The organism is Actinomadura sp. 7K507 (assembly GCF_004348425.1).
Classification (GTDB): Bacteria; Actinomycetota; Actinomycetes; order Streptosporangiales; family Streptosporangiaceae; genus Spirillospora.
Genome location: NZ_SMKK01000127.1, coordinates 1 through 26,219, shown reverse-complemented (window position 1 = coordinate 26,219; position 26,219 = coordinate 1). Strand labels below are relative to the sequence as shown.

General features: G+C 70.9%; 28 protein-coding genes and 1 pseudogene. 10 read left to right on the top strand and 19 right to left on the bottom strand.

Annotation, left to right across the window (positions count from 1 at the left end):
• The first annotated feature begins 237 nt into the window (after window positions 1-237).
• Window positions 238-750, top strand: a complete 513-nt coding sequence (locus tag E1285_RS26215) for a VOC family protein (protein ID WP_132156582.1) — start codon at window positions 238-240, stop codon at window positions 748-750.
• A gap of 138 nt (window positions 751-888) precedes the next feature.
• Here E1285_RS26215 and E1285_RS26210 read toward each other — a convergent pair whose 3' ends face one another.
• The 5 genes from E1285_RS26210 to E1285_RS26190 form a co-directional block, all read right to left on the bottom strand.
• Window positions 889-2,025, bottom strand: coding sequence for a sensor histidine kinase (locus E1285_RS26210; RefSeq protein WP_132156580.1), 1,137 nt, complete (start codon window positions 2,023-2,025; stop codon window positions 889-891).
• A gap of 81 nt (window positions 2,026-2,106) precedes the next feature.
• Entirely contained in the window at window positions 2,107-4,644 is a 2,538-nt protein-coding gene (locus E1285_RS48240) for an FtsX-like permease family protein (RefSeq protein ID WP_132156578.1), read from the bottom strand.
• Window positions 4,641-5,429 carry an ABC transporter ATP-binding protein gene (locus tag E1285_RS26200; RefSeq protein ID WP_132156576.1) on the bottom strand — a complete coding sequence of 263 codons (789 nt, stop codon included), beginning with the start codon at window positions 5,427-5,429 and terminating at the stop codon, window positions 4,641-4,643. Before E1285_RS26200 ends, E1285_RS48240 begins: the two co-directional genes overlap by 4 nt.
• A 195-nt stretch (window positions 5,430-5,624) precedes the next feature.
• Complete coding sequence (locus E1285_RS26195) at window positions 5,625-6,239, bottom strand: hypothetical protein (protein ID WP_207946834.1); 615 nt, start codon at window positions 6,237-6,239, stop codon at window positions 5,625-5,627.
• A 14-nt stretch (window positions 6,240-6,253) separates the two neighbouring features.
• Complete coding sequence (locus tag E1285_RS26190; protein ID WP_132156574.1) at window positions 6,254-6,811, bottom strand: TetR/AcrR family transcriptional regulator; 558 nt, start codon at window positions 6,809-6,811, stop codon at window positions 6,254-6,256.
• An 88-nt stretch (window positions 6,812-6,899) separates the two neighbouring features.
• On the opposite strand from E1285_RS26190, the gene E1285_RS26185 reads away from it, so the two are divergent.
• Both E1285_RS26185 and E1285_RS26180 read left to right on the top strand, forming a co-directional pair.
• Window positions 6,900-7,721 (top strand): SDR family NAD(P)-dependent oxidoreductase, encoded by an 822-nt coding sequence (locus E1285_RS26185; protein WP_165966769.1) that lies wholly within the window; start codon window positions 6,900-6,902, stop codon window positions 7,719-7,721.
• Window positions 7,722-7,795: 74 nt separating this feature from the next.
• Complete coding sequence (locus E1285_RS26180; RefSeq protein WP_132156570.1) at window positions 7,796-8,941, top strand: erythromycin esterase family protein; 1,146 nt, start codon at window positions 7,796-7,798, stop codon at window positions 8,939-8,941.
• A gap of 215 nt (window positions 8,942-9,156) precedes the next feature.
• On the opposite strand, the gene E1285_RS26175 is transcribed toward E1285_RS26180, so the two are convergent.
• On the bottom strand, window positions 9,157-10,263 hold the full coding sequence (locus tag E1285_RS26175) for a hypothetical protein (protein WP_132156568.1): 1,107 nt from the start codon (window positions 10,261-10,263) through the stop codon (window positions 9,157-9,159).
• Window positions 10,264-10,392: 129 nt separating this feature from the next.
• On the opposite strand from E1285_RS26175, the gene E1285_RS45775 reads away from it, so the two are divergent.
• Window positions 10,393-10,551 (top strand): hypothetical protein, encoded by a 159-nt coding sequence (locus E1285_RS45775; protein ID WP_165966768.1) that lies wholly within the window; start codon window positions 10,393-10,395, stop codon window positions 10,549-10,551.
• A gap of 39 nt (window positions 10,552-10,590) precedes the next feature.
• On the opposite strand, the gene E1285_RS26170 is transcribed toward E1285_RS45775, so the two are convergent.
• The 3 genes from E1285_RS26170 to E1285_RS48235 are packed head-to-tail and all read right to left on the bottom strand — an operon-like array spanning window position 10,591 to window position 11,454.
• Window positions 10,591-10,956 carry a hypothetical protein gene (locus tag E1285_RS26170; protein WP_132156566.1) on the bottom strand — a complete coding sequence of 122 codons (366 nt, stop codon included), beginning with the start codon at window positions 10,954-10,956 and terminating at the stop codon, window positions 10,591-10,593.
• 20 nt (window positions 10,957-10,976) lie between these two features.
• Window positions 10,977-11,168, bottom strand: a complete 192-nt coding sequence (locus E1285_RS26165; protein ID WP_132156564.1) for a DUF397 domain-containing protein — start codon at window positions 11,166-11,168, stop codon at window positions 10,977-10,979.
• A 31-nt stretch (window positions 11,169-11,199) separates the two neighbouring features.
• Entirely contained in the window at window positions 11,200-11,454 is a 255-nt protein-coding gene (locus E1285_RS48235) for a DUF397 domain-containing protein (protein ID WP_132156562.1), read from the bottom strand.
• Between E1285_RS48235 and E1285_RS26155 the strand changes: the two genes are divergently transcribed.
• Together E1285_RS26155 and E1285_RS26150 are read left to right on the top strand one after the other, a co-directional pair.
• Complete coding sequence (locus E1285_RS26155) at window positions 11,448-11,765, top strand: hypothetical protein (RefSeq protein ID WP_132156560.1); 318 nt, start codon at window positions 11,448-11,450, stop codon at window positions 11,763-11,765. The genes E1285_RS48235 and E1285_RS26155 overlap by 7 nt on opposite strands.
• Before the next feature lie 58 nt (window positions 11,766-11,823).
• Complete coding sequence (locus E1285_RS26150) at window positions 11,824-12,093, top strand: hypothetical protein (protein ID WP_132156558.1); 270 nt, start codon at window positions 11,824-11,826, stop codon at window positions 12,091-12,093.
• Between the two features lie 275 nt (window positions 12,094-12,368).
• On the opposite strand, the gene E1285_RS26145 is transcribed toward E1285_RS26150, so the two are convergent.
• The gene (locus E1285_RS26145) at window positions 12,369-13,199 is read right to left on the bottom strand and encodes an SDR family NAD(P)-dependent oxidoreductase (protein WP_132156556.1); all 831 of its coding nucleotides are present in this window, start codon (window positions 13,197-13,199) and stop codon (window positions 12,369-12,371) included.
• Between the two features lie 95 nt (window positions 13,200-13,294).
• On the opposite strand from E1285_RS26145, the gene E1285_RS26140 reads away from it, so the two are divergent.
• Window positions 13,295-13,927, top strand: a complete 633-nt coding sequence (locus E1285_RS26140) for a TetR/AcrR family transcriptional regulator (RefSeq protein ID WP_132156554.1) — start codon at window positions 13,295-13,297, stop codon at window positions 13,925-13,927.
• Window positions 13,928-14,038: 111 nt separating this feature from the next.
• On the opposite strand, the gene E1285_RS26135 is transcribed toward E1285_RS26140, so the two are convergent.
• Complete coding sequence (locus E1285_RS26135) at window positions 14,039-14,614, bottom strand: DinB family protein (RefSeq protein ID WP_243723056.1); 576 nt, start codon at window positions 14,612-14,614, stop codon at window positions 14,039-14,041.
• Between the two features lie 60 nt (window positions 14,615-14,674).
• Here E1285_RS26135 and E1285_RS26130 point away from each other — a divergent pair, with 60 nt between their 5' ends.
• On the top strand, window positions 14,675-15,652 hold the full coding sequence (locus E1285_RS26130; protein ID WP_132156550.1) for a YafY family protein: 978 nt from the start codon (window positions 14,675-14,677) through the stop codon (window positions 15,650-15,652).
• An 8-nt stretch (window positions 15,653-15,660) separates the two neighbouring features.
• Here the strand turns inward: E1285_RS26130 and E1285_RS26125 are convergent, their stop codons facing one another.
• The 5 genes from E1285_RS26125 to E1285_RS26105 all read right to left on the bottom strand — a co-directional run bounded on the left by E1285_RS26125 (window position 15,661) and on the right by E1285_RS26105 (window position 20,167).
• Window positions 15,661-16,842: an acyltransferase family protein gene (locus E1285_RS26125; RefSeq protein ID WP_132156548.1), complete on the bottom strand. Its 1,182-nt coding sequence runs from the start codon at window positions 16,840-16,842 to the stop codon at window positions 15,661-15,663.
• Window positions 16,843-17,108: 266 nt separating this feature from the next.
• On the bottom strand, window positions 17,109-17,735 hold the full coding sequence (locus E1285_RS26120; RefSeq protein WP_132156546.1) for a TetR/AcrR family transcriptional regulator: 627 nt from the start codon (window positions 17,733-17,735) through the stop codon (window positions 17,109-17,111).
• A gap of 90 nt (window positions 17,736-17,825) precedes the next feature.
• Window positions 17,826-18,710, bottom strand: a complete 885-nt coding sequence (locus tag E1285_RS26115; RefSeq protein ID WP_132156544.1) for an NAD(P)H-binding protein — start codon at window positions 18,708-18,710, stop codon at window positions 17,826-17,828.
• Between the two features lie 138 nt (window positions 18,711-18,848).
• The gene (locus E1285_RS26110) at window positions 18,849-19,436 is read right to left on the bottom strand and encodes a DUF6368 family protein (protein ID WP_132156542.1); all 588 of its coding nucleotides are present in this window, start codon (window positions 19,434-19,436) and stop codon (window positions 18,849-18,851) included.
• Between the two features lie 35 nt (window positions 19,437-19,471).
• Complete coding sequence (locus E1285_RS26105; protein ID WP_132156540.1) at window positions 19,472-20,167, bottom strand: hypothetical protein; 696 nt, start codon at window positions 20,165-20,167, stop codon at window positions 19,472-19,474.
• A 135-nt stretch (window positions 20,168-20,302) separates the two neighbouring features.
• Between E1285_RS26105 and E1285_RS26100 the strand changes: the two genes are divergently transcribed.
• Window positions 20,303-21,355 carry a Gfo/Idh/MocA family oxidoreductase gene (locus tag E1285_RS26100; RefSeq protein WP_132156538.1) on the top strand — a complete coding sequence of 351 codons (1,053 nt, stop codon included), beginning with the start codon at window positions 20,303-20,305 and terminating at the stop codon, window positions 21,353-21,355.
• Here the strand turns inward: E1285_RS26100 and E1285_RS26095 are convergent.
• The 3 genes from E1285_RS26095 to E1285_RS26085 all read right to left on the bottom strand — a co-directional run bounded on the left by E1285_RS26095 (window position 21,352) and on the right by E1285_RS26085 (window position 24,866).
• Window positions 21,352-22,785 carry a metallophosphoesterase family protein gene (locus E1285_RS26095; protein ID WP_132156536.1) on the bottom strand — a complete coding sequence of 478 codons (1,434 nt, stop codon included), beginning with the start codon at window positions 22,783-22,785 and terminating at the stop codon, window positions 21,352-21,354. The genes E1285_RS26100 and E1285_RS26095 overlap by 4 nt on opposite strands.
• Before the next feature lie 130 nt (window positions 22,786-22,915).
• Complete coding sequence (locus E1285_RS26090; protein WP_132156533.1) at window positions 22,916-23,626, bottom strand: glutamine amidotransferase; 711 nt, start codon at window positions 23,624-23,626, stop codon at window positions 22,916-22,918.
• A complete protein-coding gene (locus E1285_RS26085; RefSeq protein ID WP_132156531.1) occupies window positions 23,616-24,866 on the bottom strand; it encodes a MurT ligase domain-containing protein in 1,251 nt (416 codons plus the stop codon). Before E1285_RS26085 ends, E1285_RS26090 begins: the two co-directional genes overlap by 11 nt.
• Window positions 24,867-25,311: 445 nt before the next feature.
• On the opposite strand from E1285_RS26085, the pseudogene E1285_RS26080 reads away from it, so the two are divergent.
• A pseudogene (locus tag E1285_RS26080) lies at window positions 25,312-26,219 on the top strand (hypothetical protein); the annotation flags it as partial.

Below are 26,219 nucleotides of genomic sequence, written 5' to 3'. Positions count from 1 at the left end.
GGGTGACCAGGTTCAGCGGCAGCACCCTGCGCTGCGCGTCGCCCGGCGTCCCGGCGCGGAAGGCCCCGTACCCGGCGACGTACGGCCGCAGCCGGGGAGCCGGAAGCCGAGCCGCCGACGCGCACCGCTCGTTCCCCGCCCGCACCAACACCGAATGCACCTGCGCCACCCCCTCAGTGGACCACGCGTCCCGGTCCGCCGCCCGCCGGAGCGCGATCCTCGGGCATGATCGACTGCATGACATCCGATCAGCGCGTCCAGGTCCCGGCACGCTACGCACGCGTCAACGCGTGGGTGATCAGCCGCGACACGGACGCGGAGTTGAGCTTCCTCGCGTCGGTCTTCGGCGCCGTCGAGACTCCGGGTTCCCGGATGCTCGACGCCGACGGCGACATCGGTCACGTCGAGGTCGAGCTCGACGACAGCGTCATCATGCTGTTCGACGCCAAGCCCGGCTGGCCGCCGACCCCCGCTCACCTGCGGGTCTACGTCGACGACGTCGCCGCGGCCAGCGATCGGGCCGTCGCGGCCGGTGCGCGTGTGGTGACCCGCCCCACCCTGCTCGCGTTCGGAGAGCGCGTCGGCCGCGTCCGTGATCCCCAGGGCCACCTTTGGTGGCTGCACGAGCAGGTGGAGGACGTCCCGCCCGAGGAGATGGGCAGCCGCTTCGCAGACCCGGCCGCCCAGGAGGCCATGGCCTACGTCCAGCGCACCCTGCGAGAGGAGCTGGAGGCAGCGGGCACGCCATAGCGTGAACCGCGTCGCTGCATGTCATCGGGGCGAGGCGCTGTCTCGTCTCCCCGACACCCGACCTCGCGCACGGGCCTCACCGGCGAATCCGGCTGACACACCGGAGCCGGACGGCAGGCCGCGTCCGCGGACCTCCGGTCATTCCGGGTCCGCGGGGAGCAGGGCGAGGACGCGGGTGCCCTCGCCGGGGGAACTGGTCACGGTGAGCTCGCCGCCGAACTCGGCCAGCCGCCGGCGCATGCCGTCCAGGCCGAAACCGCGGGCCTCGCCGACCGCGAAGCCGCGGCCGTCGTCGGTGATCTCCAGCTCGATGCCGTGCGGGTGCCGGGTGAGGACGACGCCGACCGTGCCCGCGGCGGCGTGCTTGCGCACGTTGGCCAGGGACTCCTGGGTGCAGCGCAGGAGCGCGATGCGGGTCGGCTGGTCGCACCGGACGTCGGGCAGCTCGGTGTGGAGGGCGATGCCGGTGTCCTCGGCGAAGCGGTCGAGCGTGCGCCGCAGGGTGCGGGCGATCGTCATGTCGGCCCGGGGCGGGCCGCCGGACGGGGACGGCGCGGAGCCGACCAGGGCGCGGGCCTCGGCGAGGTTCTCCCGCGCGGTGCGTTCGATCGACACCAGCTTGGCGGGATCGGTGCGGGCCGCCTCCGCCAGAACGACGATGGAGGCGAACCCCTGGGCCAGGGTGTCGTGGATCTCGCGGGCGAGACGCTCGCGCTCCTCGGCCGCCCCCTGGCGCTGGTACGCCTCGGCCAGTTCGCGCTGGGTGCTCGCGAGCTCGGCCGCCAGGCGGCGGGCCCGCTCGTCGCGCTGGTCCAGGACGCGGTGCATCCAGAGGCCGAGCAGGATGCCGGCCGCGGCGCCGATGAGGGTGAAGACGGCGTTGCCGGTCAGCGCCTCCCCACCCTCCCGGACCGTCCCGGCGAGCGTGAGCGCGGCGGCGGCACCGATGAACGCGACCGCGTACCGCGGGCTCCTGGAGTGGATCCAGAAGAGCGGGAGCGACACGATGAACATCGCCGCGCCGCCCCCGAGCAGGAAGGACATCCCTCCCACGCCGAGCGCCAGCACGCACAGGAACGCGTACGGGCCGGTGACCCGGACGAGCGCGTGGGAGAGGGCGAGTACCGCCAGCAGCGCCAGCGCCGGGTACAGCGTCGCGGCGGGACGGTCGTGCACGGCGAGGGCCGGCGGGCACAGGCCGAACAGGACCCATACGGCGACGTACCACCGGTGCAGCGCCCGGACCCGGTCGCCGAGCCGCGGCTGAAGATCCATGACGGTCAGCGTATTCCAGCGGGTGCGGTTCCCCGGCGGGCCGTGGCCGCTGCCAGAGGACGGTGCGGCCACGAACCCTTCTCAGCCGGTGCTGCCGGGTCCGCCGCGCAGGGTGATGCGTGTGGCGGCGAGGGTGGTGAGGATGGTCAGTCCCAGGGCGGCGGCGACGATCGCGGTGAGGATCCAGGGCGGGCCGCCCGGGACGGCGGAGCCGAGCACGCTGAGACCCGCCGGGATCAGCGTGAAGGCGGCGATCAGCAGCCCGAGGGCGATGCCGGCGGCGGCGACGAGGGACGCTTCGACGGCCATCATCCGCAGGATCTGCCGGCGGGTGGCCCCGACCAGGCGCATCAGCCCGAACTCGCGGCGGCGTTCGGCGGTCGCGAGCGCCTGGGTGTTGACCAGGGAGATGACCGCGTAGCCGACGACGACGGCGAGGACGAGCCAGGCCATGGTGGCCTGGGTCTGATCCTGGTCCTGCTGGGCGGCGGCCAGGCCGTGCCGGTCGGTGAGCTGGAGGCCGGGGTGGCCGATGGAGGTCAGTGCGGCGGACAGTGCGGTGCGGTCGGTCCCGGGGTCGGCGCTGATGAGGATCTGCGGGACGAGCCCGGTGCCGGTGTGCGGGGCCAGCAGCGCGGCCGGCACGAGGGCGGTCTCATAGCCGCGCCGGGCGTCGACGGTGGCGACGAGCCTGAGCCGGGTGCGGGTGCCGTCGCCGAGCCGCATCGCGATGGTGTCGCCGAGCCGGTGTCCGGTGGCGTAGCGGGTGGGCAGCGCGACGGTGTCGCCCTTCAGTGCGGTCAAGGCGCCCGTGGCGGCGCGATAGGCGGTCGTCCGGTCGGCTCCCTGGGGCGTGATGCCCTGGAGGGCGAGTTCGGTGGGCTGCGGCCCGGCCGATTCCTCTTCCTCGCCGCCGTCGCCGCCGCCCGAGGGCGCGGGGGCCGTGGCGGGTTCGACGAAGCCGCGGCTGGGGATCCGGGCGGTCGCGGCGGCGACGCCGGGGACGTTGCGGACGGTCTCGACCGCGTCCAAGGGCACGCCGCCCGCGGCGGAGGTGAGCACGAGGTCGGCGCGCTGGGCCTGTTCGAAGGCGCGGCGGTTGCCGTCGGACTGGGTGGTCTGCAGGTAGGTCAGGCTGAGAGCCAGCCCGGTGGCGAGCATGACCGGCATCACCGCGGTGGTGAGGCGGGCGGTACGGGCGCGGGCGTTGGCGGTGGCCAGTTCCCCGGCCAGGCCGGACAGCGCGCGGACCGGCCGGGTCAGGGCGGCGTTGATGGCGCGGGCCAGGACGGGGCCGAGCAGCCCGAACGCGATCGTCCAGACCAGCGCGGCGGGAGTGGCGACGCCTCCCGCGTCGGGCCCGTCGGACCCGGCGGTGCCGACCGCCAGCGCGGCGCCGCCGCCCAGGCACAGCACACCGAGGACGAGCCGCACGACGCTGAACCAGCGGCGCTGCAGCGCGGCCTCGGCGAGCGCTTCGGCCGGGCGGGTGCGCGCCGCCTGGTGCGCGGCCATGAAGGCGGCGCCCAGCGCGGCGGTGAGGGCGAGTCCGGCGCCGGCGATCAGCGGGAAGGCGCCGGAGCGGAACGCGACCGCGTCGGAGACCACGCCGCCGTGCACGAACGCCTTCAGCAGCCACTGGCCGAACCAGGGGGCGGGCCAGCAGGCCAGCGCGGTCGCGGCCACCGCCAGGATCATCGTCTCGGCCAGGATCATCCTGCGGAGCTGGCCGGGGGTGGCGCCGACCGCGCGCAGCAGTGCGGTCTCCCGCTCCCGCTGCCGGATCGACAGGCCCACGGTGCCGGCCACCACGAACACCATGGCCAGTGCCGCGAGGCTGCCGAACGCGGCGGCGAGCGGGATCAGGTCGTCGGTGCCCTCGATCAGGCCGGGGTCCTCGGCCCGGCCCCGGTCGTCCCCGGTCAGCACCGCCGGACCGGCCCCGGCGGCGGTGGCCCCGACCGCGGACTCGACGGCCCGCGCGACCCCGCCGGCGTCGGCGCCGCGCGCGAGCAGCACGCCCACCGAGTCGATCTTGCCGGGGCGTCCGGCCAGGCGGCCCGCTTCGGTGCCGGCGACGAAGACGTCACCGGTGCCGGCGGCCAGCCCGACGATCTGGAACCGTTCGGCGGCGCCGTTCACCAGCAGCTCGACGCGGCCGCCGGTGCGCAGCCCGGCCCGCTCGGCCAGATCCTCGCCCAGCACGATCTGTCCGGGCCCGGACGGCGCGGCGCCCTGCGCGAGCCGGTGCGGGGCGAGCCGCGCCGACGCCCAGTTGTGTCCGGTGACGGCGCCGTGGGAGGCGAGCGCGGCGGGGAAGGAGACGTCCGGCACCACCGCGGCGACACCCGGCACCGCGCCGATCTTCGCGGTCAGGGCGGCGTCCAGACGGGCCCGCTCGGGAAAGATCAGCTCTTCGACGGTGCCGTGGTAGCGCTGGTCGCCGGTGACCACGATCGGGGCGGCGGCCATCCGTTGCGGCGGTGCGTCGGCGCGGATGCCGGTCTCCAGCAGCCCGCCGCAGCCCACCACGATCAGCGCGCCCAGGAACAGCCCGGCGAACGAGGCGAGGAACCCGCCCTTGTGAAAGCGCAGCACGCGCAGCGCGATCCCGGTCATCGGCCCGCTCCGTCCGCGCCCAGGCCCGCCATCCGCGCGGCGACCCGCTCGACGGTCGGCCGGTCCAGCTCACCGGCCAGGCGCCCGTCCGCCAGGAACAGCGCCCGGTCGGCGTGCGCGGCGGCGACCGGGTCGTGGGTGACCATCACCACCGTCTGCCCCGCGTCCTCGACCGCCTCGCGCAGCAGGCCGAGGACCTCGCGGGCGGTGCCGGTGTCCAGCGCGCCGGTCGGCTCGTCCCCGAACAGCACCGCGGGCCGGGTGATCAGCGCCCGCGCGATCGCCACCCGCTGCTGCTGTCCTCCGGACAGCTCACCCGGCCGGCTGCGCAGCCGGCCGCCGAGCCCGACCCGCTCCAGCACCTCCTCCACCGCCCCGCGCTCGGGACGGCGGCCCGCCAGCCGCAACGGCAGCGCCACGTTGTCGCGCACGGTCAGCGCGGGCAGCAGGTTGAACGCCTGGAACACGAAACCGATCCGGCGGCGGCGCAGGCTGGTCCGCTCCCGCTCGCCGAGCGAGGTGAGCTCCACCCCGTCCAGCACCACCGAACCCGACGTCGGCCGGTCCAGCCCGGCGGCGCACTGCAGCAACGTGCTCTTACCGGAGCCCGACGGCCCCATGATCGCGGTGAAGGTGCCCTTCCGCAGCCCGACGCTCACCTCGTCGAGCGCGACCACGGCATTCCTCGTACCGCCGTAGACCTTGCGCACCGACGTCAGCCGGACGACGTCGGCACGACCGGCCGCGCCGTCACCGACAGGTGCTTCTTGCAGGGAGTTCGTCATGCCGATCATCCTCTTCAACGGCACGGCACACGCGGCAGCCTCGATCGGCTGAACCTCCCGTCCACCGATCGGTGGACGAACTCCCGCCACGGCGCACCGGCCGGGCCGTCCCCGGAACCCGGCTCCGCCGGGCCGACGGGCCACCCCACCGGCCGTCACGAGCAGACCGGCCCCGATCGTCCTCGCTCACAACCTTCAGTCAGCCGGCCTTTCCTCGGTGCGTTCGGCTGCGCGTTGAGCGGTGATTATCGTGGTGAGAAGCAGGCTGATCGCCAGCATGTAGCCTGCGAACAGCCAGGAGGCGGGCTCCCACGTGGTGATGGTCAGCAGAGTGATCGTCGCGCCGATTCCGACGAGCACGTAGAAGAGCGCGTTCTCGGAGGACGGATCCCGCCAGGCCTTGCGAATGGTCGGTACGGCGGCGGCCCCGTCAGCGGCCACGGCGAAGAGGACCGCCCACGAGGCGGCGCCCAGGCCCAGCCAGACCGCCAGTGCGACGACGGAAACCGCTCCGCAGAACAGATCGAACGCCGTGATCTTGGCGGTGCCGTGCCGGCTGGCGAATGACGCCGTGACAACGATGAGCGGACCTGTACCGGAGGCGAGCGTCAGGATCGCTGGAGTTCCGACGCCCGCGTCGAGCTGGGCGGAGAACGCGATGAGCGGGGCCGCGGCCCAGAGAAACCAGGTGACACGGTTCGGCCTGACCCGCCCTCGCATCGTCGCGTACGCGTACCGGCAGCTACCGAGCAGCCCCAACGCCGCGCTGACGATGACCCAATTCCCGTCAAGCAACGTCCGGGCTCCCATATCCGTCGCGAGTGTTACCGGGCCAGTCCGCGGAGTGTCAGCTCGACGTGATGCTCGATGGTGCGCGGTCCGGGCTCGGGGATGAGCTGTGCGATGCGGATGAGGCCGAGCAGGCTGTAGGCGATGTCGTCCGCGGTCACGTCCGGCGCGAGGGTGTGGTCGGCGACGGAGCGCTCCACGGCTTCACGGCCGACCTTTCTGAGATGTTCGAGACATCGCTCGAAGTCCGCGTCGGAGGGGGCCCCGCCTGCGAGCAGGTCGATGATCGCCTTGTTGGCGATGAGTCGCGTCAGCGCATTGTTGAAGAACTCGCGGAGCCCGTCGATCGCTGAGCCCTGGGCTGGGATGCCGGTGAGAGCGAGGCTGGCGAAGTCGGCCCCGGTGATGGCGTGCAGCAGGTCTTCCCTGGTGGGGAAATGCCGGTACAGCGTGCCGACGCCCACGCCCGCCGACGCCGCGACCGCGCGCATGTCGACGGAGAGTCCGTGGTTCCGGAACGCGTCTTCCGCGGCTTGCAGGATCCGCTCCTTGTTCGCCACAGCGTCGCGTCGCTGTCTCCGTCCTGCTGCCATGCCCTCAGCCTAGCAATCCGGAACACGTGTTCCGCCTTGAGGTAGCCTGTTCTGGAACATGTGTTCCGGATCGAAGGAGAGCGGGAACGTGAGGACGATCGTGATCACGGGAGGCACGGACGGGATGGGTGCCGCGCTGGCGCGTCACTTCCTTGCCGCGGGCGACCGTGTAGTGGTGCTCGGACGCAGTCGCGCCAAGTTCGACACGTTGCTGGCGGGTGTCGCTCGCGAGTCGCCCTCGGCGCCGTCCAGGGCGGAGTTCATCGCGACCGATCTCTCACTCGTGCAGGACAGCCGCCGCGCGATCGACCAGTTGAGGCGAGAGCACGGCCGTGTCGACGCCCTGATCCTCGCGGCATCGTTCATCCGCCAGCGGCGGCACGTCACCTCCGAGGGGCACGAGGCATCGTGGTCACTGTTCTTCCTCAGCAAGTACCTGTTCGTCACCGGGCTCGCCGACCTCCTCCGCACGGCGGACAGGCCGATCGTCGTGAACACCGCCGTCCCCGGCGCCCGCGCGGACGCCATCGACTTCGACGACCTGGAGATGGTCGGCGGCTTCACCTTCACACGGTCGAACGCTCAGCAACGTCGAGCCAACGAACTCCTCGGGATCCTCGCCACCGGCCAGAACCCCGCCCTCGGCTACATCACCTGGGGACCCGCGCGGCTGGTCCGCACCGGCTTCGCCGGCGAGGTCGGGATCGGTATGAAGCTCGCAGCCGCGCTCCTGGCCCCGTTGCTGGGGCAGCGTGCCGAGAAGGCGGTGCGGCCGATCATCGACCTCGTCGACGCCCCGACCCCGGGCCGAGCGGCTTACCGCGGCGCGAAGCCCCGCCCACTGACCGCGAGCGTCCAGGACGGGCAGGATGCCGCTCGCCTCGCCACTGCCGTCACAGCGAGCCTTTGAGACTTATTCGGCTCTGTGCCCTGGTGACTACGGCATAAGCTTCACTCGTACTTTCAACGATACGATTCAGGCTCATGAGTCAAGGAAGTGGGGACTTCGTGAGCCCGTCGTGTGAGGTACTGGCGCTCGGTGAGCCGACGCATCCGTCGCGGGAACCGGCCTTCGGGCCCATCCGTAACGAACTGTTCGCATCGCTTGCGGGTCAGGGCTTCCGGTCGATCGCCCTGGAGACCGATCGAGTGGCCGCGCTCGCGGTGAACGACTTCGTCCAGGACGGGTTCGGGACCCTCGACGCAGCGATGCGTGAAGGCTTCTCGCACGGCTTCGGCCACCTGGAGGCCAATAGGCGGCTGGTCACCTGGATGCGCGAGTACAACGAGGGCCGCCCCGCCGGAGAACGGCTGGCCTTTCACGGCTTCGACGCACAGGCCGAGAACACCAGCGCACCCAGCCCTCGGCGCTACTTGGAATACGGGTGCGACTACCTGGGGCTCGACCCGGACATAGCGAGCCTGCTCGGGCCCGACGAACGGTGGAGCCGCGAGGAGGCGATCCTCGACCCGGCGAAGTCGATCGGCGACAATCCCGAGGCCGCACGTTTGCGAGTCATCGCCGACGACCTGCTCACTTCGCTCTACACCCGCGCACCGGAACTGATCGCGGCGACCTCACGCGCCGAATGGTTCCGCGCTCGCACGCACCTCACCGCAGGCCTCGGTCTCCTGCGCTACCACCGGCAGTCCGCCCAGCGGATCGAGGAGAGCACGCGGATATCCCGTCTCATGGCCACCCGGGACGCGCTCATGGCCCAAAACCTCCTGGACATCCGCACCATCGAGGGGCAACGCGGCGCAACGCTGGTCTTCGCGCACAACAGCCACCTGCAACGCAATCCGAGCAGCATGCACATGGCGGGAATGGACATCGGCTGGCACTCCGCCGGCGCCATCGTGGGCACACTGCTGGACGAGCGATACACCGTCATCATCGGCAGTATGGGACGCAGCGAAGCCCTCGAACTCGGAGAGCCGGAACCGGACACCTACGAGGGCGTCCTGCAGCGTCGATTCACCACCTGGGGCCTGACGCCCGCCGCCGCAATCACTTCTGCACGCACGCGCACCGACGTAAGACCAGAGCAGGTCTACGCTCCCCTCGACCACCTAATGGTCGACTCAGCTGACGCAATCCTGCACGTCACCGTGGCTACCGAACGATGATGCCGGGTCGGTGTCGATTCCCATGACGAACTTGTAGTCGCTGGTACAGCTCACCCAACGGCACCGGGTGCTCGTCCCCGACGATCTGCTGATAGCGCTAATGGCGCGGGCCGGCCACACGACACGACAAAACCCCCCGACAGCCGCGAAGCCGGACTCCACCTGCGCGGAGCCATCAGCTGCCTGCCCAGCCCCCGTCCCCCTCATGATCTGAACTACGAACAGGCCCCCGGGGCTTCGGGCAGATACGCGGCGAGGAGCCTGGCCCGATCGGCCGTCGCGGGGTCGGCCGCCGTCAGCGCGGCCTCGATCGCCTGGTGGGCGAACGGCGATGAGAGCGCCCGCCGGTAGAGGCCGCGGACGGCGGGCAGGTGCCGCCCCCACCGGGCACGTTCGGCCAGGCCGCTGTGCAGGAAATCGTCCACGAACATCAGTGATTGCAGCCGTCCGAGCGTGGAGGGCCCTGCCAGGACCCGCCGGGCGTACGCGGTCAGGACGGTCTCGGCGGCGGGAAAGTCGAGGATGGACGTCGTGGGAGCCTCACGGTCGCACATGGCGATGAGGATCCACTTGGCACCGTTCAGCACGTCGTCGTCGGCGTCGGCGGCGAGCGCACCGGCCAGGTCCCCGGCCCCGGCCACGATGTCGGCGATGTAGACGTCCAGGAAGTTGCCCTCGCAGGCTTCGCGGACGAGCCAGTCCTTGATGTGCCCGTCCACCGTGGCGCCGCGCATGTGCTTGACCGCATCGATCCGGGCCCATCCCCGGCGTTTGCGGGCCATTGCGTACAACGCCTCGTAGGGGCGGGACTGGGAGTCGGCGAGCGCGTCCGCGGCGCAGCAGCACGGGCCCTCCAGGAGACCCAGGGTGAGGATGGTCTCCCCGTCGTCGTCGTTCCCCACGATCCCCAGAAGGATCAGCCCCAGTTCGACCGCGCCGATGCGGGCGCCGGTCCTGGCCAGCCATCGTCCCAGCGTGTGAAGGCGCTCCCGGGGGAGGTCCTCGCGCGCCAGGACCCGGGCCCGCACCTCGCCGCGTTCGTGCATCAGGTGCAGGTCCCGCAGCGGTCCGTCCAGCCGCAGGAGCTCCTCGCGGCCGGGCGGCCAGTCGGCGACCACATCCTCAAGGGCGCCGAGCAGCCCGTCGAGCTCGGGCCCGCTGGGTGAGCGCGGACGACGCGCCGCGTCCCAGTCCGGTGGCGGGAAACCGTCCTTCGGCGGATGCCCGGACCCGGATCGCCGCAGCAGGCGCCTCGCGTGCTCGTAGTAGGAGGGCCCGTCCCCGATGGGATCGCCGAGCATGTGCCATTCCTGGACGTTCATGCGCGACAACGGTACGGACCCCGGGCGCCCGCATCCGCCCGCTTCGTGTGTTCTGCCGGGGGTTATCGTTCATGCGTGCCCGCACTCCCGCCATCACTCCGGAACTGATCGCGGCGCAATCCGAGCAGCATGCACGGGGCGGGGATGGAGATCGGCTGGCACTCCGCCGGCGCCATCGTGAGCACTCTGCTGGACGAGCGGTACACCGTCATCATCGGCAGCATGGACGCAGCGAAGCCCTCGACTTCCGAGAGCCAGAACAGGTCTACGCTCCCCTCGACCAGCTAATGGTCGACTCAGCTGACGCGATCCTGCACGTCACCGTGGCTAGTGAACGATGATGTCGGGGTCGGTGTCGATTCCCATGACGAACTTGTCCTTGCGGTCGTAGGTGTGCAACCGCGGTTCGTCGGTGGCCGCAACAACCTTTGGATAGACCTGCTTCGTGAGCTCATCGGGGAAGGTCACGACGATCCCGAGGCGGGAGAAGAGGGGCTCACCCGCCGCATGGCCGAGTTCGAGAATCCGGACCTCCGGGGCACGCACCCGCACTCCGCACACGAAGTCTTGCAGCCGCTGGTCCAGCTCACCCAAAGGCACCGGGTGCTCGTCCCCGACGATCTGCAGATAGCGCTCCTCAGCCCGCTCCGGACTGGGCACACGCAACTCGTGCCAGAAGGCCAGCTCAACCATGCTGCAACGACTCCACTGCGCTAGAGATCCTTGAGGGTATTAGCGAAATCCCGGAAACTGCTGCGACTCATGATGAGCGTGGCCCCACCAGGATCCTTGCTGTCACGGATCACCACCGCATTGGGTACATCAGCGATCTCAACGCAGTTGTCGTTCTGAACAGTGCTACGGAAAGCCTTGCGCCAGACCGCATGACTGAGATCCGTTCTCATCACAAGCCTCCTCACACATGAAGCTGGAATCTCAGAAGTTCTTGATGGTGGTGGCGAAGCGACGGAAATCGGTGAGGCTCATGATGAGTCTGGGGCCATCGGGGTCCTTGCTATCACGAATCGCCACTGCCTGCGGGACGCCAGCAACCTCGATGGTAGAGGCCATCTCGGTCTTCCTCCGTGAGGCAACCCAGACGCTAGTAGAAGCAACCCGATTGAGGGTGTTCTCGAAGTCTCCTGAGACCGTACGCCGCTGTCTGGCCTGATGGGGGGCCACCCATGCCATCCGTTGCCCTGGCGGCGGAGAGGCCGGCGCTCGTCCTGGAGCCGACCGACCGGGCGCCCGCGCTGGCGCGCCGCTACCTGACCGAGCGGTTCGCCGAACTCGGTCACACCGACGACTACATCGGCCGCCTCGTGGTCACCGAGCTGGTCACCAACAGCTACCGGCACGTCGGATACGGGCACATCGCCGTCCGGATACTGCCCGACTCGCGCGAGCCGCTGACCCATGTCGAGGTCTGGGACCAGGGGCCAAATTGCCCGTGGTCGGGTCCTGGGACAACGACGCGATCGGCGGGCGCGGCCTTCTGCTGATGGCCGAACTCGTCCACGACTGGGGCGTTCGCCCGCTCAACGAGGAAGGAAAGATCGTATGAGCTCGCTGCGCCCGTTGACCGTCCAGGCCGAACACCACCTTCTCCGGTGGCGGACGCGGCGCGGGCGTCCTGACGTCATCCGGTATCTCGACCTGCTCACTGTCGCGGTGCAAGCCAGGGGATACCGGTGCGTCAAGCTCTACGAGGCCGACGACCTTCCCACCCAGCGTCCGCCCGTCCTCTGGGTCTTCACGTTCGGCCCGGCCGATCACGTGTGCGTCGCCGACGGCCTTCTGAAGCACCGCATGTTCCCGTCGACCTGGTAGCCCCTCCAGAGAGCCATCACCAAGACGTGCACGCCTACGACCTGTTACGACCAGCAGGCCGGGAGGGGACCCAACTCCACACCGCCCTCGTCCCCCAGGCCACGCCATAACCCGCTCACCCGCAGACGAGACGGCACCTGGCTCTTCACGAACCCGCACACGCGAAGACCCCAACGACGTGAGAAGACCACTCGTCCGCCCGCCCTCTCCGCGGGTTTCTGGCGAACTGCATCCGCGTCCTGGGTCAACGTGCCGCCGAGGGTGGGACGTTTTGTTCAGGTCCGCTCAGGAGTTGTGTCGCGGGGGTCGGGTGTAGCCAGGCGGCGGGCTACGGTGGCGGCGATTAGGCGGCCGAGCGTGGGAGCTTCGAGAGGGACGAGCGAACTGCGCGGGTGGACGCGGCGCCGTTTTCCTTTCTCGATCGCGGTGGCGATGGCGCGGGCGGACGATCCCGGTGTTACCGGCGGTGGGGTGCGCATCGGGCCGTTACGCCAGGGCAGCAGGTCCACGTCGCGGGCGGCGGTGTCGGTGCCGCCGGGCACCACTTCCAGGACGGAGACCCCCGTCCCGGCCAGTTCGTTGCGCAGCGTCCGGGTCATGTGCCCGAGCGCGGCCTTGCCTGCCCCGTAGTAGCCGAGCGTCGGGATCGGGACGGCCTGCAGGGTGGAGGTGACGTTCACGACCGTGCCGCTCTGGCCGGTCAGGGCGGGCAGCAGGGCGCGGGTGAGCGCGATCGGCGACCAGAAGTTGACCTCGAACAACTCGCGTGCCGCGAGGTCGTCACCCGTGACGCACTGGGCCGCCGCCAGGCCTCGCCCGGCATTGTTGACCAGCACCCCGACCGTCCCCAGCGCGGCCAGGGCGCGATCGGCGAGGTCCGCGGCGGCGCCGGGACGGGACAGGTCCGTTTCGAGTACGTGCGGCCGGGGCCCGCCCGCCGCGGCGATCCGGTCGGCGATCTCCTCCAGGTTCGCGGCCCGGCGGGCGGCGATCGCCAGCCGGGCGCCCCGGCCGGCCAGTTCCAGCGCAAGGGCGCGACCGATCCCGCTGGACGCGCCGGTCACCAGCACCGGCGTCTCCCGCAGCGCCACACCGCGTCTTCCCATCCGAGCCTCCGGTATTGACTGATTATCAATCAATATCGGACCGTAGCCATGTCCGGGTGAACCCGTCAACACCCCACCCGCTCTAGGCTCTTCGCATGGTGACCAGCACGGCCCGTCCCGACCGCCGCGCGCAGCTCGTCCACGCCGCCGCCGCGCTCTTCGCCGAACGCGCGTACGACGAGGTCACCACCACCGAGATCGCCAAGCGCGCCGGCGTCGCCTACGGGCTCATCGCGCACCACTTCACCAACAAGCGCGGCCTCTACCTCGCGACCGTCCGCGCGGCCGCGGAGCGGTTGCAGGCCGTCCACGACGCCCCACCGGCAGGGGACGACCCCGCGCAGCGGCTACGCGACGGACTGACCCGCCACATCGCCTACATCGAGGACAACGCCAAGGGCTTCCTCACCCTGATGCGGGGCGGCAACGGCAACGACCCCGAGGTCCGCGCGATCATCGAGGAGTTCCGCTGGCAGGGCGCCAGGACCCTGCTCGCCGCCGCCGGGGTCGCCGAACCCGTCCGGCCAGCCCTGCGCACCACACTGCGCGGCTGGGTCGGCTACCTCGACGAGATCACCATCGACCACCTGCACCACCGCGACCTGACCCGGCGGGAACTGGTCGAGCTGGCCACGACCACGCTGGTCGCGGCCCTGCGCGCCGCCCTCGCCCTCGACGACGCCATCGGCGTCGACCCGGCCCTGGTCGACCGCTTGCAGCCGCCCTAAGGCCTGTTTGACAGGTCCCGTGGTGGGGGTTTGTTGAACAGCCGGGTTCGTTTCCGGTGTCTGTCCGGTGTGACCGTTCCCTGGCCCGTGGCCCCGGACGTCTTCGGCGGGTCAGCCCATGGACTTCGCGCCGTCCAGGGACTCGCGGATGATGTCGGCGTGGCCGGCGTGCTGGGCGGTCTCGGCGACGATGTGCATGAGCACCCGGCGAGCCGACCAGTGCGTGTCCTGGAACCAGGGGGCTTTCGGCAGCGGCTGGACGGCGTCGAGGTCGGGCAGGGTGGCGACCACGTCGTCCGTCCGGCGGGCCACTTCGGCGTAGTCGGCCAGGACGCCGGACAGCGTGTCGTCGGGCAGCATCCGGAGTTCGTCTTCGCGCCGGGCGAAGTCCTCCTCGGTCATCTGATCGAAGTCGCCCATCGCGGACGGGCCGCCCAGGATGAAGCCCACCCAGTTCCGCTCGACCGAGGCGACGTGCTTGATGAGGCCGCCCAGGCACAGCTCGCTCGCCGTCGTCCGCATCCCGGCCTGCTCGTCGGTGAGGTCGCGGGTCGTGAAGCGCAGGAAGTGCCGGTGCTTGGCCAGCATCGCCAGCAGGTCGGCGCGCTCGCCGGTCGTCGCCGGAGTGATGGTCTGCTCGGTCACGGTCATGGCGTCCGCCTTCGGGTCGTGTTCGTTCGCCTTCAACCACCAAGCTAGAGCGGATAGCGGCCACTTTCTGGCCTGAATTACGGGAAGAATGAAGACATGGCTAACACGAGTTCCCGGACGTTGCGGCTGCTGTCGTTGCTCCAGACCCACCGGTACTGGCCCGGCACCGAGTTGGCCGACCGGCTGGACGTCTCCGTCCGCACCCTGCGCCGGGACATCGACCGGCTGCGCGAGCTGGGCTACCCCGTCGAGGCGACGCGCGGTGTCGACGGCGGTTACCAGCTGGCCGCGGGTGCGGCGCTGCCGCCGCTCGTGATCGACGACGAGGAGGCGGTCGCACTCGCCGTCGGGCTGCAGGCCGCGGCGCGGGAGGCGGTGGAGGGCGTCGCCGAGGCTTCGGTGCGGGTGCTGGCGAAGCTGGTGCGGGTGATGCCCGCCCGGCTGCGGCGCCAGGTGGAGGCGCTGGGCACGATGACGGTGCCCGGCTGGGGAGGCCGGGCCGGGATGGACGCGGACCCCGGCGTCCTCACCGTGATCGCGCTGGCCTGCCGGGACGACGAACGCCTACGCTTCCGATACACCGCCGCGGACGGCCGGGAGACCGACCGGGACGTGGAACCGCACCGGCTCGTCCCGCTCGGCCGCCGCTGGTACCTCGTCGCCTACGACCTCACCCGGCACGACTGGCGCACCTTCCGGATCGACCGGCTCGCCGCGCCGGCCGCCACCGGCATCCGGTTCCGGCCCCGCGACCTGCCCGCCGCCGACGCCGCCGAGTTCGTCCGCGCGAGCCTGGAGGGCCTGTACTCGCAGTTCCGCCCGCACCAGGTGAAGGTCCTGGTCGACGCGCCGGCCGCGACCGTCCGCGAGCGGATCGGCCGGTGGAGCAAGGTCGTGGAGGTCGACGCCGACCACTGCCACGTGCACATGACCGCCGACACCCTGGACTGGCCCACCATGGCCTTGGGCGTCCTCCGCGCCGACTTCCACGTCCTCGAACCGCCCGAACTACTGGACCAGCTCCGCGAGTGGAGCACCCGCTTCGCCCGCGCCGACCTCCGGCCGGGCGACTAGGCCGACGTTCAGACGGCCCCACGGACCGGTGATCGCCGGTCGGTCTCGGGTGGCTCCGCCATGTTCTCGTGGGAGGAGCCTGAGCCGTTCGGGGCGGCCTCGTCCTGTCCGGTTCGTGCGAGTGGTCGCGCCGTCGAGGCGCCGGTGGTTCGGATGGTGGGGCGGAAGAGCCAGTTCGCCTTCGGTTCGATCAGGAAGCGGGTGGTCTTGACGACCGGCGGGGTGCACAGCAGGACGGCCGCCCCGGCGGCCACGATGGCGCTGATCAGTACTCCGGGGACGGTCTGGACGAAGGCGGTTTCGTGCACGCCGATGTAGATCAGCGTCATGATGCCGAGGCCGTGCAGCAGGTAGGCGTACATGGTCTTGGTGCCGAATGCGGTGAACCACGTCCGGCGGCCGGGTACCAGCGTCAGCACGGCGGCGGCGAGAAGCGTGGCCAGGAGCAGCATGCCCACGTGGATGAACACTCCCGGGAACGGCCTGACGCCCAGCCATTCGTAGCCTCGGTCCCAGTAGGTCCAGTACTCGGGGACGTAGCGCCCGCCGGCGTAGTAGAAGCTGATGCCGGCGGCCAGGACCAAGATGCCGAGGGCGGGCATCCCCGGCTTCTTCAGGAACTTGAAATGCTTCCGCTGCAGGCATACTCCCAGCACGAAGAACGGGAGCAGGGAGAACAGGCGCCGGAGTGTGAGTTCATGGGGCATCGCGTGGGTGTAGGAGATGATGCTGAGCGCCAGGGCGATCGCCAAGGGCCACCGGACGTTCCGCCAGAACGGCACGGTCAGGCGCCATATGATCACCGACATCAGGAACCACATCAGATACGTCGGCAGCAGGATCTGCAGGTTGAAGGCGGCCGTGCCGGTGAGCCAGGCAGAGGTGGCGTAGAGCATTTCGAAGATCAGGTACGGCAGGACGAGTCCGGTGACCAGTCCGCGTACCTTCTCGTCGTTGAAGGTGAAGTTGCGCGCCAGGTGACCGGTGACGATGATCAGCAGCGGCATCCGGAAGGTCTGGAGCAGCAGCACCGCCGGATGGGTCGCGTTGTTCGGCGGGAACAGGGTCACCGTGTGTCCGATGACGACCAGGACCACCGCGAGGAACCGGGCGTTGTCGAAGAAGGGGTCCCGGAGCTTCTGGTTCTCCACGATCTCGGCCGATTTTGCAATTTTGACGTCGCGTCCCATGGAACTCCGGGTTCGATCCGCCCATCGGGGGGAGTTTCGGCGATTCTTCGGCCACGGCGCCGCCCAGCGGCACCTGTAGCACCGGGTCACTGTGAGGATCCCGTTCTCGCCCTGCTCTGCACCATAGGGCTCGTTCGTCCCGGGTGTCACACCAGTCTGCCAGGAGGTCGTCCCAAGGTGTGACCGGGTCCGCCGTCCGCCGCGGCCTGCCCATCGCCGAGCCCGTTTTGGCCGGTGGCATCGGTTCTGCGGGAGGGCGGCTGCGGCTATGTGGGGGAAGGCACGACGGTTCTGGGGCCCGGCACTTCCGGAACGAGCAGCCGGTCCATCAGCACGTGGAGGTGCGCCCTGAAGGACGCGACCGCCGCCGGATCGTCGGCCCTCCACATCCCCTGGGAACGGCCGAACAGCCCCGACCCCAGGAAACCGTGCACGCACCAGGCCATGGTTCCGAGCAGGTAGTAGGTGTCGACGTCCGGGGGCACCAAGTCCCTGATCCTGCGGGCGACGAGCTTGAACAGGGGTCGGACGTAGCGGTCCTCGAGCTCGGAAATGTCGGCGGCGTCGGCGACCCAGCGGTGCGCCCACAGCGAGCGGTTCTGCGGGCGCGCGACATGGAAGTCCAGGTAGGCGTCCACGATCTCGTGGACGGCCGACCGCCCGGACCCGGCCCGCGACACGACCGCCTCCAGCATCGCGCGTTCCGCTTCGAAGGCCTGGCGCATGACCTCGATGTAGAGCGTGTGCTTGTCCCCGGCGACCTCGATGACCGTCGAGGTGGTCACGCCCAGAGCGTCGGCGATGAGCCGCAGGGAGGTGCCGTCGTAGCCGAGCTCCCCGAACAGTCTCGTTGCGCCGTCGATGACGTGCTGATGCGAGATGACGTTCGGCATCCGGCCACCATATGCACCAAACCGGCAGATACACCCCAATGGAAACGGTCAACGCAGTCAAAACAGGGCAAACTTTGGACCGTTCCCGGGTCAGTCCGCGGCCTCGGGGAGCAGCGGGCGCAGGTGGGCGTAGGCCCAGGCCGCGAGCGTGGTGGGCGTCGTGGTCACCAGGTCGCGCGGCTGCTCCGGGACGAGGTCGCGCGTTCCGGCGGTCATGCCCACGATGCCCTCCACGGCACTGGGAGCCAGACCGGCCGAGCGCAGCGCGGCACGGACATCGTCGTCGCTGACGGTCTCAAGCCGGACGGGCCGCCCCAGCGCCCCGGTGAGGATCTCCGCGACCCCCAGGTACGTGAGGTCTTCGGGCCCGTGGACGGCCTGCACCACACGCCCCTCCCACGCGTCGTTCAGCAGCCGCGCGGCGACGACGTCACCGATGTCGCGCGGGTCGACCCACGGCATGGGCGCGTCCGGCCGGGCCGCCGTGGTCAGCACGCCGCCGGCCAGGCCGTCCAGGTCCATGAGCAGGTTGGTGAAGAAGTAGCCGCAGCGCAGGTGGAGCGTGTCGGCTCCGGTGGCGTCGAGCCGCTCCTCGATCCGGGCCAGCCCGTCGATGTGCCCGGCGCCGCCGCGCTTCTCGGCGCCGCCGCTGCTCAGCAGGACGACCCGCGCGACGTCACCGGCCCGCGCGGCGTCGACCACGCCGGACGCCGTCCGTTCCGACGTCTCGATCGGGTCCTCGGCGGTATGCGGGGTCGGGTCGACCCAGAAGACCGTCCGCGCCCCGGCGACCGCCTCGCGGACGAACGCCGCGTCGGTCAGGTCGCCGCGCCGCACGTCGACGCGCTCCCGGGTCGCCGCGTCCAGCCGCGCCGGGTCGCGAACCAGCACCCGAGGCCGGACCCCGGCCTGCAGCAGCAACCGGACCACGCGAGACCCGACGTTCCCGGTCGGAGTGGTGACGACAATGCTCATCCTGGTATCCCCCTTGCCTCGTCTCCCCCGCACGCTACGAACCGAAGCGGCCAGTTCTCGTCCTATTTCGGCCCTGCGTGCCAAGGAGGACGCTGACCGGGGGGCCGACGCGGGAGGCCGGATGCTGCGCTCCCCCGGCTACTTGATCATGTGGAAGCGCGGGTGATCCAGCCAGGCGGCGAGGAACCCGGCGTCACCCACATGGTTCACCCAGGGAGTTTCTCTGGCCGTCTGGTAGCGAAACTCGAACACGGTGCCGGGAATCGCCCTCACGGCGGACGAGATGGACGCCAGCAGCAGCTCGCTCTGCTGCGCGTCCGGCTCCAGGTACGGAATGCCCGGCGGCCGCGTGCCCGGTTGCAGCGCCCCGCCGAAGTCGATGAACGCACCGAACCGGCGGGCCAGCGTCAGGCAGAGGCGCCCCAGGACGAGGTGATCGTTATGGCCCTTGGCCATGGCGTACAGGACGATCTCCTCGGCGGGCCGGTAACCGATCGCGCGCGGCATGTCAGGGAGGTCCGGGTCGTCCGTCCAGGCCTGCCGCTCGATGCCGAACGAGCCCGCGGCGACGGCGTCCGGCGGGGCGCCGATCATGGAGGGGGCGCGAAGAAGCCATAGACCGTCGTCGTACGGCTCGAAGGCCTCCGCCAGCCACGTGTCGAAAGCCGCCGCCTCAGCGCCGGCCAGTGCATCGCGCAGCAGCACGCCCGCAGCCGGTCCCGCCATGCCTCCTCCTTCGAAGTGCCCGCCCCAGGAGTTCGTCAGTCGCGGAGGAAGGGGAAGAAGCGCGACCACTCCGCCACGACGTCATCGTCCAGCTTGGGCGGCTCCGGATGGGCCTCGCCGGGCGGCTGCGGCGTGTCCGGCCGGATCGACCGGGGCAGGTAGCCGTCGAACAGGAAGGCCCCGCGGTACCGCGGGTCGAGCAGGGCCGCGCAGTCCGCGATCGGGCTCACCGAGCCGTGCGGCACCGCCGCGTAGGCCCCGTCGCGGAGGACGAAGGCCGTACCGGAGTCCTTGTCGCCGGGCTCTCCGTGATCGATCCCGGACGCGGCGCGCAGCCGCCCGGCCACGCAGACCGCCGCGTACTCGGTGTCCAGCACCCCGCCGAACGTGGTGTTCCCCAGGTACACGACGCCGGCCGGGGCGGCCAGGCTGAACAGGGACGCGAACCGCAGATCCGTCAGGTCCAGGGAGGACAGCGGCGCCGGGCGGTCGGGCACGCCCGCGGCGGCCTGCCAGTCCGCGTCGGCCTCCTCGTCGAACCAGTCGGCGGGAAGGGCGAGGGCGTCGCCGAGCCCGTCGGCCAGATGCGTGGGCTCTGGCAGCACCCAGGCATCCGGCAGTCCTTCGCCGGTCACCGGGACGACCCAGGCGGATCCGCCGGGCAGCAGGCGCTCGTACAGGGCGAGCGCTTCCCGGTCCACAGTGAGCAGGCCCTGAAGATTGAATCCCATATGTCCCCGTTTGTTCCTTCCCCGACGATGCCCGAGAGGGGAAGCTATCGCATTTATCCGGCGAAGAGTGGCGGTCACGGAAGACCTCCCGCTCGCACGTCGGAAGTGATCAGCGAGTGTTGCGAGAATGCCGTCATGCGAGTTGGCGTGGTGGGGTTGAAAAGAGGGCTGCACCTGGCGGCATGGTGCCTTCGCCTCGGGATGGACGTGGTGATCGCGTGCGACCGCGACGCCGGTCCGCGCTCCGAGGCGCGCGAGTCGCTGCCAGGGACCGTGATCGTCGGTGACTGGCGGGAGTTGCTGGAGTTGCGGCTGGACGGGGTCGTCCTGGCCAACGACTTCGATGAGCACGCGCCGCTCGCGATCGCGTTCCTGGAGCGCGGCGTCCACGTGCTGTCGGAGGCGGCGGCGTGCAAGGACGGGGCGGAGGGGCGGCGGCTGATCGAGGCCGTGGAACGTTCCTCCGCGACCTACTCGTTCGCCGAGAACTACGTGTTCCATCCGCATGTCCGGCTGATCCGTCAGGCCGTGGACGGCGGGGAACTGGGGCGGATCACCTTGGTCGAGGCCGACTACCTGCACGGCATGTCACCTGAGGACGTCACCGCGCTCGTCGGGGATCCCGCGCACTGGCGGGGACGGATCGCCGCGACCGCGTACTGCACCCACACGGTGTCGCCGGTGCTGGCGTTGACCGGTGCGTGGCCGGTGGAGGTGTCGGCCTTCAGCGTGGACGAGTCCGAGCCCCGCGCGGCGGTCGTCCTGGTGGTGCGGCTGTCCAACGGCGCGCTCGCCGTCACCAAGCATGGGTTTCTGCAGGGCGAGCCGGGCAGCCATTGGAGCTGGGTGTCGGCGCGTGGGACGAAGGCCCTGGCCGAGTCCGTGCGGGGACCGGCGGAGCGGTCGTGGTCGGTGCGGGTTCAGGCGGAGGGCTGGACGCGCCCGGACGGCGTGGCGCGGGAGGAGGAGCGCACGCCGCCCGCCCTGCATGTCGACGGGAAGGCGGTGGAGCGAGGGGCGGAAGGCGACGTGCTGCTGTTGGAAGGCTTCCGGGCGACGGTGGAGAAGGGAGAGCCGCCGCTCGTCCCGGTGCGGGCGGCCGTGGCCGCGTCGCTGGTCGGGGTGGCCGGGGCGACGTCCCTCAACGAGGGGTCGCGCCCCGTCCGAGTGCCGGACGTCCGGGGCTAGGTCGGTGGTGTGAGGCCGGAGAGGTCTCGGGGGACGACCGTGTTGCGGTCTGTGTGGCGGTTGCCGAAGGAGAGCTGGGGCCATTGGCCTGCCAGTTCTTGGCGGCTGCGTTCGCTCCAGGCTCGGGCTTCGTCGCTGCGGGTCTTGTAGAAGTTGAGGGCGTAGCCGCCGGTGTGCACGCGGAGAAGGGTGAAGCCGCCCGGGTACTCCTTGACCGCGCCTATCTCCTGCTGGACGACGCGGGGCGCCAGGGGGAAGACCGAGCGTTGGTTCCGGTGGGTGTGGCCTGCGTGGTGGAGGAAGACGCCAGGAGATCTGTTGTAAGCCGTGAGGAGCCGCAGGGACTGGCCCGCGTCCAGGGAACGGGTTCCGGTTATGGCGAGTGGGTCGTTCTCCACGAAGAGCGGGTGGTGGCCGAAGACGAGGGTGGGGCGGTCCGGGTCTTTCTTGAGTTCAGCTTCCAGCCAGGCTTGCTGAGGCGATGACAGGCCGCCTGCGTCGCCGCCGTTGCCGGGCTTGTCGTAGGTGTCCAGGCCGATGACCCGTAGGCCGCTGAGGTTCCGGGTGAAGTAGCTCTCGCCGGACGAGAAGGCGTCCCTGAAGCAGTCGTTTCCCTGGTGTTCGCCCGGGGTGCAGGACGCGTAGGGATCGCCGGAGTGGGCCCGGTCGTGGTTGCCCCGGGCCACCAGGTAGTCGCTGCCCAGGGTGCCGAACGTGTCGAGGACGCCTTTCGCGCTCGCCAGGTCGACCGGGGTCGCCTCGCTCGTTATGTCACCGGCTGCCAGGAGGTAGTTGGCGCCACGGGCTCGGGCGTCCGCGGTCAGGGCTTTCGCCATTACTTCGGGGTAGGGCGGATGGCCTGGGAGCTGTTCGATGCCTTCTATCCAAGGGAGCTGGCCCACGAGGCCCGCGACCGTTTCGCCCAAGTGGAGGTCGTTGCACAGGGCGACCGAGAACAGGTGGCGGCCCGGGGGCGGCTGCGGGGTCGTGAAGGCGAACACGTCACCGTGTGGAGTGCCCGCTGATTGGCCGAAGGCCAGGAATGTGGGCGTGGCCGTCCGGCCTCTGGAACGGGCCTTGTAGTAATACGTCCGGCCTGGCTCCAGGCCGGCCAGCTCGACGTAGTGGTACGGGGTCCCCGAGGGGCCGTGGGCCGTTGACGTCAGGCGGGACGGGTGCGTGCCGTAGACCACCTCGGCGTCGGACGGGGCCGGTTTCATGCGGCCCAGGCCGTCGTCCGTCCCAAGGAGGCCCGTGTACCAGGTCAGGACGGCCGTCGTCTCGGTGACCGTGACCAGTTCCAGGTTCACCGGCCGGACGTCGCCGGCCGCGCGGGCGGAGGTGCCGTCGAGGGTGGGCACCAGCGAGGCGCCCGCGACGATCGCGCTCCAGCGGACGACGTCGCGGCGGCTGGGCCGGCAGCAGATCATGGCCGTAACGGTGACAGCGCCGCGCCCGGACGGCCAGACCCAAACAAACCTAAATAAAACGGTCGCCAGGGGCGAACCCCTGGCGACCGATGCAGACCGATGCAGACCGATGCCGCTCGGCCCGCGAAACTCAGCCCGCGACGGCCTTGAGGCGCTCCTCGCGGAGGCGCCCCGCCCACGAGTCGTCGAGCGGCCGCAGCTCGGTACCGGTCGCCCAGCGGAGCAGGAGGTCGGCCAGGCCGGGGTTCCGGACGAGGGCCGGGCCGTGCATGTACGTCCCGAGGACCCGGCCGGTGTAGGCCCCCTCGAAGCCGTCGCCGTTGCCGATGCCGTGCACGACCTTCGCGAACGGGAGGGCGTTCTGGCCGAGCTGGGTCACGCCCTGGTGGTTCTCGAAGCCGGTGATGCGGGGGACGTTCAGCTCGCCCGCGACGTCCCCGACGATCTCGCCGACCGCGCGCTGCTCGCCGCGCCCGGAGTGGATGTCGAGCAGGCCGAGGCCGGGAAGCGGCTGCCCCTCCTCGCCGCCGAACTCGCGGCCGAGGATCTGGTAGCCGGCGCAGACGCCGAACACCACGGCGCCGGACTCGACCGCGCGGGCGAGGCCGCCGTCGTTGCCGAGGCGCTGCGCGGCGAGGATCTGCGGACGGTCCTCGCCGCCGCCCATCAGGTAGATGTCGCCGTCGGCGGGGACGGGCTCGTCCGAGCGCAGGTGCACGGTCTCGGTCGGGATGCCGCGCAGGGCCGCGCGGCGCTCCAGGACGATCGTGTTGCCCTGGTCGCCGTAGGTGCTGAGGAGGTCCGGGTAGATCCAGACGATCTTGATGCGGTCAGACGACACGGCCGTACCTCGTTCGGATGTTCTGGAAGGCGGTGTAGTTGGAGATCACGTCCAGGTGCCCCGGCGGGACGGCCATGACCGCTTCGTCGATGTCGTCGATGACGGTGAACGGCACCTCGGCGGCCTCCAGGCGGGCGGCGAGGTCGATGCGGCGCTCGCCGGTGACCCACACGGGACGGCCTTGCAGGATGCGGTAGTCGACGTCCCACAGCCAGGACGTGTCGCGTCCGTCCGGGCCCTGCGCGTTGATCGACAGGGCGACGGGGCCCGGCTTGGGCTGCAGGACGTCGAACGCCTCCAGCCAGCCGGCGGGGTTCTTCGACAGCAGCAGCCGGATCTGCCGTCCCTCGTGCTCGACCGTGGTGTAGCGGCCGGCGACGGACGTGACCTGCGACAGCAGCGGCAGGGCCTGGTCGGGCGGGACGCCGAACTGCGCGACGACCGCGAGCGCGATCAGCGAGTTCGAACGGTTCGCGCGGCCCGGCAGCGACAGGCCGGTGAGCGAGTACGACCGGCCGTCCGGGGCCGTGACCGTGTCGCCCTTCAGCGTCCAGTCGGGGCGGGGACGGGCGAAGTGGCACTGGCGGCAGCGCCAGTCGCTGTCCTCGTCGGTGTCCTGCCGGTCGAGGGGGCCGCCGCACTCGGGGCAGGACCACGAGTCCTCGCGCCAGTGCTGGCCCGCGGCGACCCACGTGACGCTCTTGGCCGTGGACGCGCCCCAGGTGACGAGCGGGTCGTCGCAGTTCGCGATGACGTGGCTCTGCGGGGACGCCTCCAGCGCGCGGCGCCACTTGCCGGCCAGCAGCCAGATCTCGCCGGCGCGGTCCATCTGGTCGCGGCTGAGGTTCATCAGCGCGACAAGGTTGGCTCCCGTCTCGGCGAGCACCATCGGGACGTACTTCTCGTCGCACTCGAGGACGCCGTAGCGGGCGGTGGGCGCCGATGCGAGGGCCGACACGTGGCCGGTCGGCATGTTCGCGCCGAACGCGTTGGTGGCGACCTCCCCCAGCGGCGTCATCGCCGAAGTGATCAGCCGGGTCGTCGTCGTCTTGCCGTTGGTGGCGCTGACGAGGACGAGCTTGCGGTCCTTGGCGAGCCTGGTCAGCAGCTCGGGATCGAGGCGGAGGCCGACCTTGCCGCCGATCACCGAGCCGTCTCCGCGGCCCGCCATGCGGGACATTCTGGCGGCCGTACGACCGAGCGCGACGGCCAGCTGCGAACGCAGCGGAAGATCGCTCATGGACTCCGTCTTCTCTGGATGCGCCGGAAAACCGTTCCGAGCCTAGCTGCTGAAGGCACCCCTCCGGGCTGATCTTCGCGGGGCGCCTCGGACGGGTCGCGAACGTCCTGCGACGGGCGGGACACGTGGTGTGAGAAGGGTCACAGGAGATCGGGTAAACCGGTTTGGAAAATCTTGACTGTACTGACTTGTCGTGATTCGGTGCGACCTCCGACTGCGGTGTGCCAGATTCCCATCCACGCGTCTTACAACGGCGTCACCCACTACTTTTGTCGGGAGCCCTGCTGGTTTGCGGGGAGGCGAGGTCCGCCCGGCTCGGCGGACCCGAACGCAAGCGTGGGCAAAGCGGCTATAAGGCGAGGTCTGAGCAATGCAGTGTCCGACGTGCGCTAACGACACGCCCGGGACGCTAGGGAAGTGTTCGTACTGCGAGGCGCCGATCGACGTGTACTCGGTCGGACCGGTCCCTCCGCTCGCGGCCCCCGTCGCGGGCACCCCGGCGGCCGGCTCCGCCGACGCGCTCGGCGACCGGACGATGATGGCCCCGCCGCCCACGCCCTCCTGGGTCTCGAACGCGCAGCCCCCCGCCGCACCGGACCACGCGATGCCGTCGCCTTCGCCGTCGTCCTCGCCCTCACAGACGGCGCCGGAACCGTTCGGGCAGCCGCCGATGCCGGGACAGCCGCCCATGCCGGAGCAGACGCCCTCCTCCGGCCAGCCTCCCGTGTCCGGCCAGCCGCCCGCCGGGCAGCCGTACATGTCCGAGCAGGCGTACATGTCCGAGCAGGCGTACATGTCCGAGCAGGCGTACATGTCCGAGCAGCCGTCCGGGTTCGCGCAGCCGCCCATGGCGGAGCAGCCGCCGGCGGCCGCGCGGCCGCCGCTCCAGCTTTCGGCCGAGCCGTCCGAGCCGTACGGCCAGCCTCCGGCGGGCATGTCGTCGGCGCCCTCGGCGACGCCGCAGGGATCGCAGATCCCGGACTTCGACCCCGAGTCCACGGCCGCGTGGACGTTCAACCCCGAAGAGGACGACGACGCGTCCGCACGGTCAGGCGGCTTCGGCTTCGCTCCGGCGGCACCCGGCCCCGGGGAGGCCAGGCCGACCTCGTTCGAGATGGAACCGCTGCCCGACCCCCGGGAGCCGATCGTCCCGGAGTCGTGGTTCGCGCAGCCGCGCAAGCCCGACGGCCAGGACGCCGACGCGACGCAGATCGCGCCCGCCCAGGGGATGCACAACCCCGGCATGCCCGGCGACCAGGGCGCGCCCATGGGCTACGGCGGCGACTTCGACCAGACGCGCATGGACCCGGGCAACGCCGGCCCCATGGCCGCTCCCACGATGGCCCAAGGACC